At 73.8% G+C, this 19,166-nt stretch carries 15 protein-coding genes; 10 read left to right on the forward strand and 5 right to left on the reverse strand.

Going from position 1 to position 19,166, the window contains the following annotated elements:
- Nucleotides 1-50: 50 nt before the first annotated feature.
- A complete protein-coding gene (locus ABZY20_RS11615) occupies nt 51-1,856 on the reverse strand; it encodes a 3-hydroxybutyryl-CoA dehydrogenase (RefSeq protein ID WP_356440073.1) in 1,806 nt (601 codons plus the stop codon).
- 397 nt (nt 1,857-2,253) lie between these two features.
- Between ABZY20_RS11615 and ABZY20_RS11620 the strand changes: the two genes are divergently transcribed.
- Entirely contained in the window at nt 2,254-2,829 is a 576-nt protein-coding gene (locus tag ABZY20_RS11620; RefSeq protein WP_356440076.1) for an adenylosuccinate lyase, read from the forward strand.
- Nucleotide 2,830: 1 nt separating this feature from the next.
- On the opposite strand, the gene ABZY20_RS11625 is transcribed toward ABZY20_RS11620, so the two are convergent.
- The 4 genes from ABZY20_RS11625 to ABZY20_RS11640 all read right to left on the reverse strand — a co-directional run bounded on the left by ABZY20_RS11625 (nt 2,831) and on the right by ABZY20_RS11640 (nt 6,632).
- Nucleotides 2,831-3,352, reverse strand: coding sequence for a GNAT family N-acetyltransferase (locus ABZY20_RS11625; RefSeq protein WP_356440079.1), 522 nt, complete (start codon nt 3,350-3,352; stop codon nt 2,831-2,833).
- Entirely contained in the window at nt 3,349-3,747 is a 399-nt protein-coding gene (locus ABZY20_RS11630) for a RidA family protein (protein WP_356440082.1), read from the reverse strand. Before ABZY20_RS11630 ends, ABZY20_RS11625 begins: the two co-directional genes overlap by 4 nt.
- 81 nt (nt 3,748-3,828) lie before the next feature.
- Nucleotides 3,829-5,454, reverse strand: coding sequence for an alpha/beta hydrolase (locus tag ABZY20_RS11635; protein WP_356440085.1), 1,626 nt, complete (start codon nt 5,452-5,454; stop codon nt 3,829-3,831).
- 137 nt (nt 5,455-5,591) lie between these two features.
- On the reverse strand, nt 5,592-6,632 hold the full coding sequence (locus ABZY20_RS11640) for an Rv2578c family radical SAM protein (RefSeq protein ID WP_356440088.1): 1,041 nt from the start codon (nt 6,630-6,632) through the stop codon (nt 5,592-5,594).
- A gap of 170 nt (nt 6,633-6,802) precedes the next feature.
- Between ABZY20_RS11640 and ABZY20_RS11645 the strand changes: the two genes are divergently transcribed.
- The 9 genes from ABZY20_RS11645 to ABZY20_RS11685 all read left to right on the forward strand — a co-directional run bounded on the left by ABZY20_RS11645 (nt 6,803) and on the right by ABZY20_RS11685 (nt 19,128).
- Entirely contained in the window at nt 6,803-7,246 is a 444-nt protein-coding gene (locus ABZY20_RS11645) for an SRPBCC family protein (RefSeq protein ID WP_356440091.1), read from the forward strand.
- Between the two features lie 372 nt (nt 7,247-7,618).
- Nucleotides 7,619-10,060: a SpoIIE family protein phosphatase gene (locus tag ABZY20_RS11650; RefSeq protein WP_356440094.1), complete on the forward strand. Its 2,442-nt coding sequence runs from the start codon at nt 7,619-7,621 to the stop codon at nt 10,058-10,060.
- 124 nt (nt 10,061-10,184) lie between these two features.
- Entirely contained in the window at nt 10,185-10,910 is a 726-nt protein-coding gene (locus ABZY20_RS11655; protein ID WP_356440096.1) for a methyltransferase domain-containing protein, read from the forward strand.
- 91 nt (nt 10,911-11,001) lie between these two features.
- Nucleotides 11,002-12,102 carry an SGNH/GDSL hydrolase family protein gene (locus ABZY20_RS11660; RefSeq protein WP_356440099.1) on the forward strand — a complete coding sequence of 367 codons (1,101 nt, stop codon included), beginning with the start codon at nt 11,002-11,004 and terminating at the stop codon, nt 12,100-12,102.
- Nucleotides 12,103-12,176: 74 nt separating this feature from the next.
- Nucleotides 12,177-13,010 carry a M55 family metallopeptidase gene (locus ABZY20_RS11665; RefSeq protein WP_356440102.1) on the forward strand — a complete coding sequence of 278 codons (834 nt, stop codon included), beginning with the start codon at nt 12,177-12,179 and terminating at the stop codon, nt 13,008-13,010.
- Nucleotides 13,003-14,316, forward strand: coding sequence for a M20/M25/M40 family metallo-hydrolase (locus ABZY20_RS11670; protein ID WP_356440105.1), 1,314 nt, complete (start codon nt 13,003-13,005; stop codon nt 14,314-14,316). The genes ABZY20_RS11665 and ABZY20_RS11670 overlap by 8 nt, the downstream gene beginning before the upstream one ends.
- 4 nt (nt 14,317-14,320) lie before the next feature.
- Complete coding sequence (locus ABZY20_RS11675) at nt 14,321-16,285, forward strand: prolyl oligopeptidase family serine peptidase (RefSeq protein ID WP_356440107.1); 1,965 nt, start codon at nt 14,321-14,323, stop codon at nt 16,283-16,285.
- A complete protein-coding gene (locus ABZY20_RS11680) occupies nt 16,282-17,214 on the forward strand; it encodes an LD-carboxypeptidase (RefSeq protein WP_356440110.1) in 933 nt (310 codons plus the stop codon). The genes ABZY20_RS11675 and ABZY20_RS11680 overlap by 4 nt, the downstream gene beginning before the upstream one ends.
- A 72-nt stretch (nt 17,215-17,286) precedes the next feature.
- Nucleotides 17,287-19,128, forward strand: a complete 1,842-nt coding sequence (locus tag ABZY20_RS11685; protein WP_356440113.1) for a CocE/NonD family hydrolase — start codon at nt 17,287-17,289, stop codon at nt 19,126-19,128.
- The last annotated feature ends 38 nt before the right edge of the window (nt 19,129-19,166 follow it).

Below are 19,166 nucleotides of genomic sequence, written 5' to 3' on the forward strand. Positions count from 1 at the left end.
CGAGCAGGCCGCCCCACTCGGAGCCGGACCGGAACCGGTCGCCGGGACGCTCAGCGCTTGGCATATTCGCGGAAGCCACGGCCGGTCTTGCGGCCGAGGCAGCCCGCGGCCACCAGGTGCTCCAGCAGCGGCGCCGGGGCGAGCCCGGGGTCGCGGAACTCGCGGTGCAGGACCTTCTCGATCGCGAGCGAGACGTCGAGCCCGACGACGTCCAGCAGCTCGAACGGGCCCATCGGGTAGCCGCCGCCCAGCTTCATCGCCGCGTCGATGTCGTCGAGGGAGGCGTAGTGCTCCTGGACCATCTTGATCGCGTTGTTGAGGTACGGGAACAGCAGCGCGTTCACGATGAAGCCCGCGCGGTCGCCGCAGTCGACGGGGTGCTTGCGGATCCGCCCGCACACCTCGCGGACCGTCGCGTGCACGTCGTCGGCGGTCAGCACCGTCCGCACGACCTCGACCAGCTTCATGGCCGGCGCCGGGTTGAAGAAGTGCATGCCGATCACGTCCTGCGGGCGCGAGGTGGCCCGGGCGCAGGCGACGACCGGCAGGGACGAGGTGGTGGTCGCCAGGATCGCGCCCGGCTTGCACACCTTGTCCAGCGCGGCGAACAGCTGCCGCTTGACCTCCAGGTCCTCGGCGACCGCCTCCACCGCCAGGTCGACACCGGCGAAGTCGTCGTACGTGCCCGTGGCCGTGATGCGGTCCAGGGTCTCGGCGGCGGCCTCCGCGGTCATCCGGCCCTTGTCGACCGAGCGGGACAGGGACTTGCCGATCCGGGCCTTGGCGGTCCGGGCCTTCTCCTCGCTGCGGGCGGCCAGCACGACCTGGTACCCGGCCTTGGCGAAGACCTCGGCGATGCCGGAGGCCATGGTGCCCGAGCCCGCGACGCCCACCGAGCGGACCGGACGGCCGGCGACCAGGTCACCGCCGTCGAGCGGGGTCAGCGCGTCCCGCACGACCGTGCCGCTGCCGGGCGCCTCGTAGGTGTAGAAGCCGCGCCCCGCCTTGCGGCCCGTCAGACCGGCCTCGCTGAGCTGCTTCAGGATCGGCGCGGGGGCGTGCAGCCGGTCCCGCGACTCGGCGTACATGGCCTCCAGGACCGTGCGCGCGGTGTCCACGCCGATCAGGTCGAGCAGCGCCAGCGGGCCCATGGGCAGCCCGCAGCCCAGCCGCATCGCGGCGTCGATGTCCTCGCGGGAGGCGTACTTCGCCTCGTACATCGCGGCGGCCTGGTTGAGGTAGCCGAACAGCAGGCCGTCGGCGACGAAGCCGGGCCGGTCGCCGACCGCGACGGGCTCCTTGCCCAGGTCGAGCGCGAGGTCGGTGACCGCGCTGACGGCGGCCGGCGCGGTCAGCACCGAGGAGACGACCTCGACCAGGCGCATCGCCGGGGCCGGGTTGAAGAAGTGCAGGCCCAGCACCCGCTCGGGACGCGCCGAGTCGGCGGCCAGCCGGGTCACGGACAGGGCGTTGGTGCCGGTCGCCAGGATCGTCTCGGGGCGCACGATCCCGTCGAGCTCCCGGAAGATCTGCTGCTTGACCTCGTACGACTCCGGCGCCACCTCGATGACCAGGTCGGCGTCGGCCGCGGCCCGCAGGTCGGCGGAGGTGCGGACGCGGGCCAGGATGCCGGCGCGGTCCTGCTCGGTGAGCCGTCCGCGCTCGACGCCGCGGGCCGTGGAGGCCTCCAGGGCGGCGACGCACTTGGCGGCCTGGGCCTCGCTGATGTCGATGCCGACGACCTCGCGGCCGGCCTGGGCGAGGACCTCGGCGATGCCGGTGCCCATCGTGCCGAGGCCGACGACGGCGACGGTGCGCAGCGGGGACGGGGACGAGTCGGAAAGGGGAGTGGCCATCGCGGGACTCCAGGATGAGGGTGACGACGGGGAACGCGCCCCGGGTGCGCCGGACACGGCCCGGCGGGAGCCGGGCCTCGGCGCACCGGGAAGTGCGTGAGGAGTGCGGGTGTGGGCCGGGCTGCGATGCGCACACGCCCGGATGCCGTCTCCGCGGGCGTGCACACGCCCGAGGGGGATCGGCGGTCCGACCGGCCCTGTCCCGGGGCCGAGTCGTCCTGCGGTACCTGACGTACCGAACCGACTGCTCTCACGGTGGCCGCGTCACCAGACCGCCGCGAGCGATGCGAGTGGGTAACTCGCTCGTCTGAGCTTAACTGGCGGGTAACGAGCGCGCCAGCCCCCGTGTTTGTGATGTACGTCCCGCGCGGCTCACGGCCCGCCTAACCTCTCCGTCATGGACGAAGAGTTGCGATCACTCACGGAGCGCTTACGGCAGGAGTCGGGGGCACCGCCCGCGTTCGAGCGGCTCGTGGCGACCGGCGACCTCGACGCCCTGGCGGCGGTGCTGACCGAACCCGGGCAGCCCCTCTGGGCGCGGGAGCTGGCCGCGTTCCGGCTGGGGCTCGCCCGGGACCGGCGGGCCTTCGAGGCCCTGGTGCTGCTGCTCAACCACCGTGACCCGCCCCGCTGCGCCTCCGCGGCCCACGCCCTGGCCCGCCTCGGCGACCCGCGCACGGCCCGCGCCGCCGCCGCCCTCGCCACCAACGAGCTGCGCGTCGCCTACGCCCTGCACCCGGTCCGCCTCCTGGTCGAGCTGCGCGCCCCGGAGGCCGTGCCCGCGCTGATCACCACGCTCCGGCGCCGATTGCGCCCGCACGACCCCTACCGCCGCGTGGCCCTCGCCTGCGTGGACGGCCTGGGCACGCTGGGGGACACCCGGGCCCGACCCGTGCTGAACGAGGCCCTGGCGCATCCGGCCCTGGCGGAGGCGGCGGTACGGGCCCTGGGGCGGATTCCGAAACAGAGGTGAGTCACAGCGGCCTGGCGTAGCGCACCTCCGGCACCGCCACCCCCTCCACCTCGAAGGGCTCCTGTGCGCCGTCCGGCCGCAGACCGGCCCGTTCGTAGAAGCGGCGGGCCCGGACGTTCTCCTTGAGCACCCACAGCAGGAGACGGCCGTGGCCCGCGGCGGCGCAGCGCGTGGCGGACTCCGCGAGCAGGGCCCGGCCCGCGCCCCGGCCGACGTGGTCCGGGTGGACGTAGAGGGCGTACAACTCGCCGTCCGCGCTGAGGACTTCGCCGTCCCGGTACGGTCCGTGGCAGGCCCAGCCGACGACCTCACCGCCCGCGTCCTCGGCGACCAGGTTCACCACACCGCCGTCGGCCCGGGTGAGAGACGCGCGGCGCCGCTCGGCGTCCGCCGCGACGCTCAGCCCGTCCAGGTAGGACTGCGGGATCAGGCCCCGGTACGCGTGCTGCCAGCCGCGGACGCGGATCTCCGCGACGCGGTCGCAGTCGGCCGGGGTCATCTCCCGTATCCGCAGGCCCGTCATTCCGGCAGCACCGCGAACGCCTCGATCTCCATCAGGCACTCGGGCCGGACCAGCCCGGCGACCCGCACCGCGGACGCGGCCGGCAGCCGGTCGTCGGGTATGTGCGCGGCCCGGGCGGCGCGGATCGCGGGCATGTGGGCCATGTCCGTGACGAAATAGGTGAGTTTGACGACGTCGTCGAAGGTCGCCCCGGCGGCGGCGAGGCACCGCCGGAGGTTCTCGAAGACCTGGCGGGCCTGTGCCGCCGGGTCGCCCTCGCCGACCGGCCGGCCCCGCTCGTCGAGCGGGAGCTGACCGGCCACCGCCACGAACCGGCCCGAGCCGGAGACCACATGGCTGTACTGCGCCGCGGCGGCGACTCCGTCGGGGGCGGTGATCCTCGTCAGCTCACTCATGGGGCCATGGTGGACCATGGGTCTGACAGCGCCCCCGACGGACGGACGGACGGGCGGACGGACAAGCAGACTGCCGGCCGCTCAGCCGCGGAAACCGAGCAGGCCGTGCAGTGCCGAGCCGTTCGAGGACGCCGGCGCCCCCTTCGAGGCTCCCTTCACCGCCTTCGCCGCCTTCTTCGCCGCCGCCGACTCGGCGGCCGCCGGCTTCGGGTCCGGCAGCGCCTCGCACACCGCGTCCGCCTCGCCGTGGCCGCGCGGCACGGTGCCGTCGGACAGGTACGCCGCGAGGTGCTCGTCCAGACAGGCGTTGCCGCTCAGCGTGATGCCGTGGTTGCCGCCGCCCTCCTCGACGACCAGGCTGGAACGGGCCAGCAGACGGTGGGTGGTGACCGCGCCCTCGTACGGCGTGGCCGCGTCACCGGTCGCCTGGAACAGCAGCACGGGCGGCAGCTTGCCGTTGGCGACGTTCACCGGGCGCCGGGACTCCGTCGGCCAGAACGCGCACGGCGCGTTGTACCAGGCGTTGTTCCAGGTCATGAACGGCGCCTTCGCGTAGACCGCCCAGTTGTCCTCGCGCCACTGCCGCCAGTCGCGCGGCCAGTCGGCGTCCCGGCACTGCACCGAGGTGTAGACGCTGTAGCCGTTGTCGCCGGAGGTGTCGACCGCGCCGAAGTCCTCGTACGCCTCGACGAGCGGCTCGGCGTTCCCGTCCTTCGCGTACGCCGCGAACGCCTCGGCCAGGACCGGCCAGTAGCCGTTGTAGTAGCCGCCCGGGAGGAAGGTGTCCTCCAGCTCCGCGGCGCCGACCGTGCCGCCCGCCGGCTTCTTCGCCAGGGCCGACCGCATCGCGTACCACTTCGCCTCGATCCGCTCCGGATCGGTGCCCAGCCCGTAGGCCGCGTCGTGCCGGGCGACCCAGGCCAGGAAGGCGCGGTGGCGGTCGTTGAAGGCGACGTCCTGGTTGAGGTTGGCCTCGTACCAGACGTCGGTCGGGTCGACCACGGAGTCCAGGACCAGGCGCCTCACCCTCTCCGGGAAGAACTTCGCGTAGACCGCGCCCAGATAGGTGCCGTACGAGTAGCCGAAGTAGTTGAGCTTCTTCGCGCCGAGGGCCTGCCGGATGGCGTCCATGTCGCGTACGGCGCTGGTGGTGCTGATGTACGGCAGGAGGTGCGCGTACTTCTTCCCGCAGGCGGCGGCGAAGGACCTGGCGCGGTCGAGGTTGGCCTTCTCGATCGCGGGCGTGGCCGGCAGGGAGTCCGGGCGGACCGGGTCGAAGTGGCCCGGCCGGCAGTCCAGCGCGGGCTTGCTCGCGCCCACGCCGCGCGGGTCGAAGCCGATGACGTCGTACTGGGCCGCCACCTTCTCGGGCAGCGAGGACGCGACGAACCCGGCGAGCGTCAGACCGCTGCCGCCCGGACCGCCCGGGTTGACCAGCAGCGGGCCCTGGTAGGTCTTGGCGGTGTGCGGGACGCGGGACAGCGCGAGGGTGATCTGCTTCCCGTGCGGCCTGCGGTGGTCCAGCGGCACCTTCAGCGAAGCGCACTGCAGGGTGGGGTAGTTGTCGGTGGCGCAGTCCTTCCAGGCGAGGGGCGCGGTGCGCACGGATGCCGTGGTGCCGGATGCGCTCGCCTCGGCGGGAACGGCCGTGAAGGTCCCGGCCATGACGACGGCGGCGCCGCACAGCGCGGCTGCGCGTTTTCTCATGGAGTCCTCCCAGGACGGCGGGGTGGAGGACCGCGAAGGTCACCGTCCTCGCGGCATCGTCCCGGAAAGCAGCCCCGGAAGAACTCATTCCGTAAAACTCATGACCCGATTGGATCTTCGGTTGCCCTCGTATGCTCCTAAATGAGCGACAGTTGAGTCGGCCCGGACGCCGGCGGCTCCTGCGCGGGCTCGGAGGGCCGGATCCGGCGCGGCGTCTGCGCGCGCGTGGGCCCGATGCCGTACTCCTCGGCCAGTTCGTGCACCTGACGGGTGATCCGCCGCTGGTACCACTTCGGCGCGTACGAGCCGTCCGCGTACAGCCGCTCGTAGCGCGGCACCAGGTGCGGGTGGTGCCGCCCCAGCCAGGTCATGAACCACTCGCGGGCGCCGGGGCGCAGGTGCAGCACCAGCGGGGTGACCGACGTGGCGCCGGCCGCCGCGATCGCCTCGACCGTGGCCCGGAGCCGGTCCGGGTGGTCGCTGAGGAAGGGGATCACGGGCGCCATCAGCACCCCGCAGCCGATGCCGTGCTCGCCGAAGGCGCGTACGACGTCCAGACGCCGCTCCGGCGCGGGAGTGCCGGGCTCCACGGTGCGCCACAGTGCGGCGTCGGTGAAGCCGACCGACACCGAGATGCCGACGTCGGTCACCTCCGCGGCCTGCCGGATCAGGTCCAGGTCGCGCAGGATCAGCGTGCCCTTGGTCAGGATCGAGAAGGGGTTCGCGTGGTCGCGCAGGGCCGAGATGATCCCCGGCATCAGCCGGTAACGGCCCTCGGCGCGCTGGTAGCAGTCGACGTTGGTGCCCATCGCGATGTGCTCGCCCTGCCAGCGGTGCGAGCCGAGCTGGCGCCGCAGCAGCTCCGGCGCGTTGACCTTGACCACGATCTGGCTGTCGAAGCCGAGGCCCGTGTCGAGGTCGAGGTAGCTGTGCGTCTTGCGCGCGAAGCAGTACACGCACGCGTGCGTGCAGCCGCGGTAGGGGTTGACCGTCCACTGGAACGACATCCGGGAGACCGCCGGGACCCGGTTGATGATCGAGCGGGCCCGGATCTCGTGGAACGTGATCCCCCGGAACTCCGGCGAGTCGAACGTACGCGTCGTCACCGCGTCCGCGCCGAACAGCGCGGGATCGGCCCGGGTGTGTTCGGGGTCCACGGTGAGGTTCTCCCAGCGCATGACGCCTCCTCGGTAGCACTGACCACAGAATAGAACACATGTTCCCTTGATCGTGCGAGGGCGTTTTCCGAACGCGTTCGACCGGGTTCGGCCACCCCGATTTGGGCGGCCGGGCGGCGGGGTGGTTGGCTTGCCCCGACCCCCGAGCAACCAGGTCCTGGAGGAATGCGATGGCGCAGGTCGAGGCCACTACGGAGCGGATCGTCGCGGCTGACGCGGAGACGGTGTTCGACGCCCTCGCCGACTACAGCGGCACGCGCGCGAAGGTGCTCCCCGAGCAGTTCAGCGAGTACGAGGTCCGGGAGGGCGGTGACGGCGAGGGCACCCTCGTCCACTGGAAGCTCCAGGCCACCAGCAAGCGGGTGCGCGACTGCCTCCTGGAGGTCACCGAGCCCACCGACGGCGAACTCGTCGAGAAGGACCGCAACTCGTCCATGGTCACCACCTGGCGGGTCACCCCGGCCGGAGAGGGCAGGGCGCGGGTCGTCGTGACCAGCACCTGGACCGGTGCCGGCGGCATCGGCGGCTTCTTCGAGAGGACCTTCGCCCCCAAGGGCCTCGGCCGGATCTACGACGCCCTGCTCGCCCGGCTCGCCGCCGAGGTGGAGAAGTAGCCCCGACGAGTTCGAGGAGTAACCCTCGGCAAGTCGAGTAGCAGCCCCGTCAAAGGGCCTGTGTGCGGGGGCCGTTGCCGCTCCCGCACCGGTGCGGGCGATCCCCGTTCCGTTCGGTCCCGTGCCGTGGCTCGTCGCGCTCGCCCGTGGTTGTCGCTCTTGGGCTGAGCCGGGCCGTCCGGGCCGGGGCCGCACCGAGCGGGATCCGCAGCCCGGCCACGAGGGCTGACACCGCGACCGCGCGGGGTCGCACTCCGGTGCGCCCCCGCGCGGGCGAATTCCCGCGATGCCGCACATCGCGACAGGCCGTCCCCGTACGGTGGTGACGCTGGCACAGATCTTGCGGATCCGTGGGGAGAGAGGGCCTGGGCCATGGACCGTGGCACCGAGAGGGACACACCTCCCGGCCCCGCAGCGGGGCACGGCACGCGGACGGAAGCGGCCGAGCCCGGCCGGGTGCCCCTCGCCGTGGTCGTCGTCGACCGCGAGGGCCTCGTGTCCCACTGGAGCCGGGGCGCGGTACGCCTGTTCGGCGTCGCCAAGGAACAGGCCATCGGCCGTGCGGCGGTCGACCTGCTCCCCATATCGGGCGCCCTGCCGGGGGAGCCCGACACCGTCTCCTACGCCGTCGACGACGGCCTCGGCCCGGGCCTGGAGTTCTCCCTCGACGGAGGGCTCTCGTACCCCGCCGCCGGCCGTGCCCGGCTCGCCGCGCCCGCGGCCGACCGGGTCGACGTCCTGTGGTGGGCCTACCCGCTGGTCGGTCCCGGGCCCGAGCGGCTGCTCGTCCTCGCCGCCGACGCCGACGGACTGCGCCCGTCGGACGGGGAGTTCGAGCGCATCGCGCCCGGCTTCGCGCTGCACACCGACCTCCCCGGCGCGGAGGACCTGGCGCGCCGGCTGCCCGAGATCCTGCCCAGCATGAGCGTCGGCGAGAGCGCCCGCATCGTCGCCCAGGTCCTCGAACTCGGCTATCCCGTCCTGGAGTTCAGCCAGAACGACCGGGTGCCGGTCACCCCGGACTGGGGCGTGGCCCGGCGTGCGGAGCGCAAGGCCCGCCGGGCGCGGGCCGCGCGGGCCCTGGCCGCGGGCGAGCCCGTGCCGCGGGAACTGCGCGACGAGGGCGAGGACCTGGAGTACGCCGCCGTCCGCGAGCGTCTGGAGTTCCTCAACGAGGTCAGCGGCCGCATCGGCACCTCCCTCGATCTGGCGCGGACGATCGTCGAGGTCAGCAGGGCCGTGGTGCCCCGCTTCACCGACGTCGCCGGCACCTACCTGCGCGAACAGGTCGTGGCGGGCGAGGGCTTCCCGGACGGCGTGCCCGACACGACCACCATGTGGCACCGCGTGGCCCTGGAGCACACCGACGAGCCCGGCCGCTGGGACGACGTCGTGCCGGTCGGCGAGGCCATGCCCTTCCCGGCGCACACCCCGTTCTTCCAGTGCATGACCAGCGGCGAGCCGGTGCTCGTGCCGCGCATCTCCGAGGAGCTGGGCCACGCGATCGCCGCGCAGTTCGACAAGCGCGACATCCGGCCGCTCATCACCGGCCGCTCCATGCTGGTCGTCCCGCTCAAGGCGCGCAACGTCGTCCTCGGCTTCATGATCCTGCTGCGCCACCCGGAGCGGCCGGTCTTCAACGACATGGACCGCGTCACCGGCGCCGAACTCGCCGCCCGGGCGGCCCTCGTGCTCGACAACGCCCGTATGTACACCTTCCAGGAGAACGTCGCCGAGACGCTCCAGGACAGCATGCTGCCGCACATCCCGCCCCGGATGACCGGCTGCGACATCGCCACGCGCTACCTGCCGGGCACCCTGCTCGGGCGGGTCGGCGGCGACTGGTTCGACGCGGTGAAGCTGCACGGCGGGCGCACCGCGTTCGTCGTCGGCGACGTCATGGGACACGGTCTGAACTCGGCGGCGATGATGGGCCAGTTGCGCACGGCCGTGCAGACCATGGCCGGGCTCGACCTGCCGCCCGCGCAGCTGCTGCGCAACCTCGACGACCTCGCCCAGCGCCTCGGCGACAGCTACCTCGCGACCTGCCTGTACGCCGTGTACGACCCGGTCGCCGGCGAACTCCACCTCGCCAACGCCGGGCACATCCCGCCCGTCCTGGTCCGCGCCGCGGACGGCCGCAGCGAACTGCTGGACCTGCCCACGGGCGCGCCCATCGGCGTCGGCGGAGTGCCCTTCGAGGCGGTACGGGTGCGGGTGGAGCCCGGCGACCGGCTGGTGATGTGCACCGACGGGCTGGTCGAGGTGCGCGGCGAGGACATCGGCGTGGGACTGGCGACCCTGTGCGAGTCGGCCGCCCATCCGGCCGCGTCGATGGACGACGCCTGCGACACCATCATCCGCGCCCTCAACAACCGGGGCGGCCGCAAGGACGACGTCGCCCTGCTGATGGCCCGCCTGGGCGGCATCGCGCCCGACGACGTCGCCGAATGGACACTCGCCCTCGACCCGGCCCAGGCCGCCCGGGCCCGCGCGGTGGTCCGCGAGCAGCTGCACGACTGGGGGCTGGCCGGGCTCGCCGCCCCCGCCGAGCTCCTGGTCAGCGAACTGGTCACCAACGCCGTACGGCACTCCCACGCACGCCCCGTCCAGCTGCGTCTGGTGCGCGGCGACACCCTGCTGTGCGAGGTCGAGGACGACGACCACGAGCTGCCGACCCTCCTCGGCACGGGCCCGCTCGACGACGCCGGACGCGGACTGCGCGTGGTCAGCACCCTGTCCCGCGCGTGGGGCACCAGCCGGACCCGGGCCGGCAAGACGGTCTGGTTCGAGCTGACGCTGCCGCGCCGCTGAACACCCCCCGCTCGAAAGGGAGGTGAAGGATCGCGCCGTGTCCTTGTCGCCGTGACCGGGGCGCGGTACACCGTACTCGCCCGTCGCACCCGGCGGGATCCGTTCGCATCCTGGGGAGTTGGGCATGAGTGTGACGCGTCGGTACCGGGAGGCGTGGGAGGGGTTCTGGCGTGAGGCGCCGGAGGGACCGGGGGCGGTGTTCTGGGACGCGGAGCCGGCGCTGACCATCGGCCCGCACCTCGCCCTGTTCGAGCCGTACCTGGCCGATCCGGCGCTGCCGCTGGTGGACTTGGGCTGCGGCAACGGCACCCAGACCCGCTACCTCGCCGACCGCTTCCCGCGGGTCCTGGGCGCCGACCTGTCGGCGGCGGCCCTGGAGCACGCCCGGCGCGCCGACCCCGCGGGCCGTGCGGCCTACCGGCGGCTGGACGCCGCCGACAAGGGCGCCACGCAGACGCTGCACGCGGAGCTCGGCGACAGCAACGTCTACGTACGCGGGGTACTGCACCAGTGCGAGCCGGACGCCCGGCAGGACCTCGTCGACGGCACGGCCACGCTGGCCGGCGCCCGGGGCCGCGTCTTCCTGGTGGAGCCGTCCCAGGCCGCCAAACAGGTGCTGACGGGCCTGGCGAGCGGCCCGGACGGTCCCCCCGCCAAGCTCGCGCCGGTGTTCCGGCACGGCATCGCACCCGGCGAGGTCGCCGACGACGCCGTCCCCGCGCATCTGCGCGCGGCGGGTCTGACGGTCCTGGCGCGCGGTGAACTGCCCCTCGTCACCACGGAGTACCGTCCCGACGGCACCCGGATCGAGCTGCCGTCCACCTGGCTGGTCGCGGGGCGCGCCGCCTGACCGGAAGCGGTCTGTCCGGCGGCGTTCGCGCCGGGGTACGGTCACTCCTCTCCCGTCCGTGTGCACCTGCCCCGCCGTCCGGAGGACCGTCATGCCGCTGCCCCGGATGCGCACACTGATCGCCACGGCGGCGTCACTGCTGCTGCTCGGCACCTCCACCGGCGCCACCGCGGCGGCACCGGACCGCGACGGCGGCGTGTCGGCGAGCGTGCACACCGCCGGGCGGGTGCAGGACGCCGGGGACGTGCTGCGCTACAGCTGGCCCGGCGTGTACTTCGAGGGCCGGGTCCGCGGCACCGGCGTGGGCGTCGTGCTGGACGACCCGGCCGCCGACTACGACGTCAGCGTCGACGGCACCACCGTCGCCACCCTCGTCACCCCCGGGAGGACCACCCACTGGATCCGCGGCCTGCGCGACGGCGTCCACACCGTGCGGCTCGTCAAGCGCAACGACACGCCCTGGTCCACCAGCTCCTTCGGCGGCTTCCGCGCCGCGCCCGGCGGCGCCGTGCTGGCCCCGCCGGCCGCCCGCAGCCGCCAGATCGAGTTCATCGGCGACTCCCTCACCGCCGGCTACGGCAACCTCTCCGCCTCCCGCGACTGCGACGCCGAGCAGCTGGGGCGCACCACGAACGCCGACGTGGGCTACGGGGCCCTCACCGCCCGGCGGCTGGGCGCCGACCACCAGATCAACGCCTACTCGGGCCTGGGCATAGTGCGCAACTACGGCGGCGGCTCACCGGAGGTCACCTACCGCACCTTCTACGACCGGGCCCTGCTGAACGAGCCGGACGACGTCTGGCACAACCCGGGCACCTGGCGGCCCCGGCTGGTCGTCGTCCACCTCGGCACGAACGACTTCTCCACCCCGCCCGGCCCGGACGAGCCGTGGACCGACGAGAGCCTCGCCGCCGCCTACCGCGGCGCCTACAGCGGCTTCCTGGAGAAGCTGCGCTCGCGCTACGGCCCCCGCACGACCCTGGTGGCCGTCGGCGCCGGCTCCTTCACCGGCCAGGTCGAGCAGGTCGTCCGGGAGCGCAACGGCGCCGGGGACCGCGGGGTCCACCACTGGCCCCTGGACGCCACCGGCCTGGACTTCACCGGCTGCCACTGGCACTACTCGGCCCGCGACCACCGGCTCCTCGCCGACCGGCTCACCGCGTTCCTGGCCGGCCTGCCGATACGATGGTGACCGCCTCGTAGCCGGTCGCGCCCGCAGCGCGTAACGTGACGAACCATGAAGATCTGCACCCGGGACGGCTCGTCATGAGAATCCTCATCAGCGCCGACATGGAGGGCGCCACGGGAGTCACCTGGCCCGACGACGTGCTGCCGGGCGCCTCGCAGTGGGAGCGCTGCCGCGCGCTGTTCACCTCCGACGTCAACGCCGCCGTCCTCGGCTTCTACGACGGCGGCGCCGACGAGGTGATCATCAACGAGGCGCACGCGACGATGCGCAACCTGCTGCTGGAGCAACTGGACGAGCGGGCGCAGCTGCTCACCGGCCGGCACAAGGCGCTGTCCATGGTGGAGGGCGTGCAGCACGGCGACGTCGACGGCGTCGCGTTCGTCGGCTACCACGCGGGCGCCGGCATGGAGGGCGTCCTGGCGCACACCTACCTCGCCAACTCCATCACCGGCGTGTGGCTGAACGACGTACGGGCGAGCGAGGGACTGCTCAACGCCCGTGTCGTCGCCGAGTACGGGGTGCCCGTCGTGCTGGTCACCGGCGACGACGTGGCCTGCGAGGACGCGCTCGGGTACGCGCCCGGGGCGCTCAAGGTCGCCGTCAAGGACCATGTGTCGCGGTACGCGGCCGTCTGCCGCACCCCGGCCAGGACCGCGGCCGACATCCGGGCCGCCGCCAAGGAGGCCGCCGCGCTGGCGGTCCGTCACGAACCCGTGCGGGGCGGCCCGTTCACCGTCGCCGTCGAGTTCGACGCGGAGCACCTGGCCATGGGCGCCACCGTGGTGCCCGGGGTGGAGCGGATCGGGGAGCGCAAGGTGGCCTGCACGAGCGCGACCATGTACGACGGCATCCGCGCGTTCAAGGCGGTCACCACGATCGTCGCGGCCGCGGTGGAGGAGCAGTATGGCTGAGCAGACGGACCAGCGGGCGCTGGACGAGGTCGTGACGTTCACGTCCGACCTGATCAGGATCGACACCACCAACCGGGGCGGCGGCGACTGCCGGGAGCGGCCCGCCGCCGAGTACGCCGCGGCGCGACTCGCCGAGGCCGGCGTCGAGCCGACGCTGCTGGAGCGCACCGAGGGCCGCACCAACGTCGTCGCCCGCGTCGAGGGCACCGACCCGGGGGCCGACGCGCTGCTGCTCCACGGCCATCTCGACGTCGTGCCCGCCGCGGCCGCCGACTGGAGCGTCCACCCGTTCTCCGGGGAGATCCGCGACGGGGTGGTCTGGGGGCGCGGCGCCGTCGACATGAAGAACATGGACGCGATGATCCTGGCCGTCGTCCGTGCCTGGGCCCGGCTGGGCGTGCGGCCCCGCCGGGACATCGTCGTCGCCTTCACCGCGGACGAGGAGGCCAGCGCCGAGGACGGCTCCGGGTTCCTCGCCGACCGGCACGCCGGCCTGTTCGAGGGCTGCACCGAGGGCATCAGCGAGTCGGGCGCCTTCACCTTCCACGACGGCGAGGGCCGGCAGATCTACCCGATCGCGGCCGGGGAACGCGGCACCGCCTGGCTGAAGCTCACCGCGCGCGGACGCGCCGGGCACGGCTCCAAGGTGAACCGGGACAACGCGGTGACCCGGCTCGCGGCCGCGATCACCCGGATCGGCGAGCACGAGTGGCCGCTGCGCCTCACCGCGACCGTCCGTGCCGCGCTCACCGAACTCGCCGCGCTGCACGGCATCGACAGCGACCTCACCGACGTCGACGCGCTGCTCGAGAAGCTGGGCCCGGCCGCGAAGCTCGTCGAGTCGACCGTGCGCAACAGCGCCAACCCGACGATGCTGGACGCCGGTTACAAGGTCAACGTGATCCCCGGGGAGGCCGTGGCGTACGTGGACGGCCGCTGTCTGCCCGGCTGCGAGGAGGAGTTCCGCAGCACCCTCGACCGGCTCACCGGGCCGGACGTGGAGTGGGAGTTCCACCACCGCGAGGTCGCCCTCCAGTCGCCGCTGGACTCGCCGACGTACGCCCGGATGAAGGCCGCGGTGGAGGAGTTCGCCCCGGAGGGGCACGTGGTGCCGTACTGCATGTCCGGCGGCACCGACGCCAAGCAGTTCTCGCGCCTCGGCATCACCGGCTACGGCTTCACGCCGCTGAGGCTTCCGGAGGGCTACGACTACGCCGCGATGTTCCACGGGGTCGACGAACGGGTACCGGTCGAGGCGCTGCACTTCGGCGTCCGCGTGCTCGACCGGTTCCTGCGGACGGCCTGAACGAGTGGGGGAGACGGTGCGGACGCTGGCGTACGGGGCCTGGCCCTCGCCGATCGACGCGGCGACGGCCGCCGCCCGCGACGGGCACCCGGAGTACGTGGGTTTCGTCGGCGACGAGGTGTGGTGGACGGAGCCGCGCCCCGCCGAGGGCGGCCGGCGCACCCTGGTGCGGCGGCACGCGGACGGCCGGGAGGAGCCGCTGCTGCCCCCGCCGTGGAACGTGCGCAGCCGGGTCATCGAGTACGGCGGGCACCCCTGGGCCGCCGTGCCGGGCGACGACGGCCCGACGGCGGTGTTCGTGAACTTCGCCGACCAGCGGCTGTACCTCTTCCGGCCGGGCCGCGAGCCGCGTGCGCTGACGCCCCTGTCCCCGGTGGGCGGGGGCCTGCGCTGGGCGGAGCCGCTGCCGCTGCCCGAGCGGGGCGAGGTGTGGTGCGTGCTGGAGGAGTTCACCGGCGACGGGCCCACGGACGTGCGCCGCGTCCTGGCCGCCGTACCGCTGGACGGGTCCGCCGCACAGGACCGCGGCGCCGTGCGCGAACTCACCGACGACCGGCACCGGTTCGTCACCGGCCCGAAGCTCTCGCCGGACGGGCGGCGGGCGGTGTGGCTCGCCTGGGACCATCCGCGCATGCCGTGGGACGGCACCGAGCTGGTCCTGGCCGGCATCCGCCCCGACGGCACCCTGCACGGCGCCCGGACCGTCGCGGGCGGGCCGGGCGAGGCCATCGCCCAGGCCTGCTTCACCCGCGACGGCCGCCTGCTGTACGCGAGCGACCGCTCCGGCTGGTGGAACCTCTACCTCGACGGGGAGCCGGTGTGCCCGCGCGAGGAGGAGTTCGGCGGACCGCTGTGGAAGCTGGGGTCGGCCTGGTTCGCCCCGCTGGAGAGCGGACTGGTCGCCGTCGTGCACGGCCGGGGCGCCACCGCCCTCGGCGTCCTGGACCCGGAGACGGGCGAGGTCGTCGACGCGGCCGGACCCTGGACCGAGTTCGCCCCCACCCTCGCCGCCCACGGCGAGCGGGTCGTCGCGGTCGGGGCCAGCCCGCGCAGCGCCCACGAGGTCGTCGAGCTCGACACCCGCACCGGCCGCGCCCGCGTCATCGGCGCCGAGCACGACGACGCCGTGGACCCCGCGTACTACCCCGAGCCGCAGATCCGCACCTTCACCGGCCCGGACGGCCGCGACATCCACGCCCACGTCTACCCGCCCCACCACCCCGGCTGCGTCGCGCCCGGCGACGAGCTGCCGCCGTACGTCGTCTGGGCGCACGGCGGGCCCACCGGCCGGGCACCGCTGGTGCTGGACCTGGAGATCGCCTACTTCACCTCGCGCGGCATCGGCGTGGCCGAGGTCAACTACGGCGGCTCCACCGGATACGGCCGTGACTACCGCGAGCGGCTGCGCGAGCAGTGGGGCGTCGTGGACGTCGAGGACTGCGCCGCCGTCGCCCTGGCCCTCGCCGACGAGGGCACCGCCGACCGCGACCGGCTCGCCGTGCGCGGCGGCAGCGCGGGCGGCTGGACCGCGGCCGCCTCGCTCACCACGACCGGCGTCTACGCCTGCGGCACCATCAAGTACCCGATCCTCGACCTCGCCGGGTGGGGCGCGGGCGAGACCCACGACTTCGAGTCGCGGTACCTGGAGAGCCTGATCGGCCCGCTCGCCGAGGTGCCCGCGCGCTACGCGGAGCGCTCGCCCGCCACCCACGCCGACCGCCTGGACGTGCCGTTCCTGCTGCTGCAGGGACTCGACGACGTGATCTGCCCGCCCGTCCAGTGCGAGCGGTTCCTGGCCCGGCTCGGGGACCGCGAGGTGCCGCACGCCTACCTCGTCTTCGAGGGGGAGGGCCACGGCTTCCGCAGGGCGGAGACCATGGTGCGCGCCCTGGAGGCCGAACTCTCCCTGTACGCCCAGGTGTTCGGCCTGAAACCGCCCGGCGTCCCGACCCTGGAGCTCGGCAGGTGAGACCGCTCGTCCGGCCGCCCCGGCTCGCCCCCGGCGCCCGTGTCGCCGTCGTCGCCCCCAGCGGGCCGGTGCCCGAGGAGCGGTTGCAGGCCGGTCTCGACGTCCTGCGCGGCTGGGACCTCGACCCCGTGGTGGCGCCCCATGTGCTGGGCCGGCACGGCACGTTGGACTACCTGTCGGCCACGGACGCGCAGCGGGCGGCCGATCTGCAGCAGGCCTGGTGCGACCCGTCGGTCTCCGCGGTGCTGTGCGCCCGGGGCGGCTACGGCGCGCAGCGCATGGCCGACCTGCTGGACTGGGACGCGATGCGGGCGGCGGGCCCGAAGGTGTTCGCCGGGTTCAGCGACATCACGGTCCTGCACCAGGCCTTCGCGACCCGGCTGGGCCTGGTCACCCTGTACGGGCCCGCGGCCGCCGGTGTCGACTTCCTGAAGAACGCCCGCGCCCAGGAGCACCTGCGGGCCACCCTCTTCGCACCCGAGTCGGTGCGGACCCTCACCGCCGTGCCCCCGGGCGGCAGTCCGCTCGTGCCCGGCCGGGCCAGGGGCGTCACCCTGGGCGGCTGCCTGAGCCTGCTCGCGAGCGACCTCGGCACCCCGCACGCCCACACCGGGGCCCGGGGCGCTCTGCTGCTCATGGAGGACGTCGGCGAGAGCCCGTACCGGCTGGACCGCTACCTGACCCAACTCCTGCGCTCCGGCTGGCTGGACGGCGTCGCCGGGATCGCACTGGGCTCCTGGGCGGCCTGCGGGCCCTACGAGGTGCTGCGCACGGTCCTGGCCGACCGGCTCGGCGGGCTGGGGGTGCCGGTGGTGGAGGAGTTCGGGTTCGGGCACGGCGAGGGCGCGCTGACGATGCCGCTCGGCGTCCCGGCCGAACTGGACGCCGACGCGGGCACGTTGACGCTCGACGTGCCCGCCCTGAGCTGAACGGGCCGCCGCTGAAACCGCGTCAAGAAACCTCCGTTTCGGTGATTGACGGCATCTGACACGTGTCACACGATGACTACCGGCCGGTACCTACCGGTCGGTATCCGGGTTGTCCCCACCGTGGAGGTCCGAGTGTCCCGACGCGTGCCCAGATTCCGCGCACCCCTCGCTCTCGCTCTGGGCGCCGCCCTGGCCGTCCCGCTCACCCTCCCCCCGCCCGCGACCGCCGCCGGCTCCTCCACGGTCACGCCGCTGACGTTCACCGTCCGGGCGGGCGAGCGCACCTGCACGATCGACGCCGACCTGTACCGCCCCGCGGGCGCCGACCGCGACCACCCGGCGCCCGCCGTGCTCGCCACGAACGGCTTCGGCGGCAGCAAGACCGACGGCTCCACGGACACCATCGGCAAGGCCTTCGCCGCGCGCGGATACGTCTCGCTCGTCTACTCGGGGCTCGGATTCGGCCGCAGCGGCTGCCTCATCTCCCTCGACGACCCGGCCATCGACGGCGCCGCCGCCTCCCGGCTCGTCGACTTCCTCGGCGGTGAACGCGCCGCCGACGACGGCACCACCGCCGACTTCGTCACCCTCGACGCCCCGGGGGACCCGCGCGTCGGCATGATCGGCGGCTCCTACGGCGGCGCCGTCCAGCTCGCCACGGCCGCCGTCGACCACCGCCTCGACGCCCTCGTCCCGATGATCACCTGGAACGACCTGGCGTACTCGCTCGACCCCAACAGCGCCGCCGGCAGCCGGCACGTGCCCGGCGCCTTCAAGTGGCAGTGGACCAACGGCTTCTACCTCATCGGCGAGGGACAGCCGCTGCTCCAGCCGAGCCTCGACCCGTCCCGCGTCAACTCCCTGGCCTGCCTGCACTTCGTCACCGAGGCCTGCCGGACCGTGCGGACCCTCAACTCCGGGCGCTACCCAGCCGACCGCACCGCCGAGCTGCTCGCCTTCGCCCGCCGCGTCTCCCCGGTGTCCTACCTCCACCGGGTCCGCACCCCCACCCTGCTGGTCCAGGGGCAGGCCGACACGCTCTTCAACCTCAACGAGGCGACGGCGACGTACCGGACCCTCAGGGCGCAGGGCACGCCCGTGAAGATGATCTGGCAGTCCTGGGGGCACAGCGCCGGCATCCCCGCGGGCGCCACCGGCGAACTCGACCTGTCCCGGGGCAACCTGGAGACCAGCTACGTCGGACGGCGCGTCCTCGCCTGGTTCGACCGGCACCTGCGCAAGCGGGCCCACACCGACACCGGACCGGCCTTCGCCTACTACCGCGACTGGATCACCGACCCGGACCGCACCTACGCCACCGCCGGCCGACTGCCCGCCCTCAGCCGCACGCTGTACCTCTCCGGCGACGGCAGGCTCGTCGGCCACCGCGGCGACGTGGTCCGGGGCAGCCGGAGCTACACCAACTTGCCGACCCCGACGAGCCATTCGGAGAGCTCCCTGGCCGGGCTCCTCGGCGTGCCGGACACCCCGCCCCGCGACCTGAAGGGCACCTACGCCGACTGGACGAGCGCGCCCCTGGAACGGCCCCTCGACGTCGTCGGCGCCCCCCGGGCCACGCTCAGGGTCGTCTCCCCGCGCGCCGAGCGCGCCCAGACCTCCGGCGACGCCGCCGACAAGCTGGTCCTGTTCGCCAAGCTCTACGACGTCGCCCCCGACGGCAGCCGCACGCTGGTGCGCCGGCTGGTCGCCCCGGTCCGCGTGCCGGACGTGACCAGGAGCTTCACGGTCACCCTGCCCGGCATCGTGCACCGGTACGAGGCCGGACACCGGCTGCGGTTCGTGATCGCGGCGAGCGACGACGCGTACTTCGGCAACCGCGGCATCAAGCCGGTGACCGTCGTCAGCGGACCGCGCGACACCGGTGTGCTCCGGCTGCCCGTCACCGGCCCCTGACCGGGGCGGACCGAAGGGACACCGGTGACGCGGTTACT

The sequence above is a fragment of the Streptomyces sp. NPDC006624 genome (assembly GCF_040611555.1).
GTDB lineage: Bacteria > Actinomycetota > Actinomycetes > Streptomycetales > Streptomycetaceae > Streptomyces.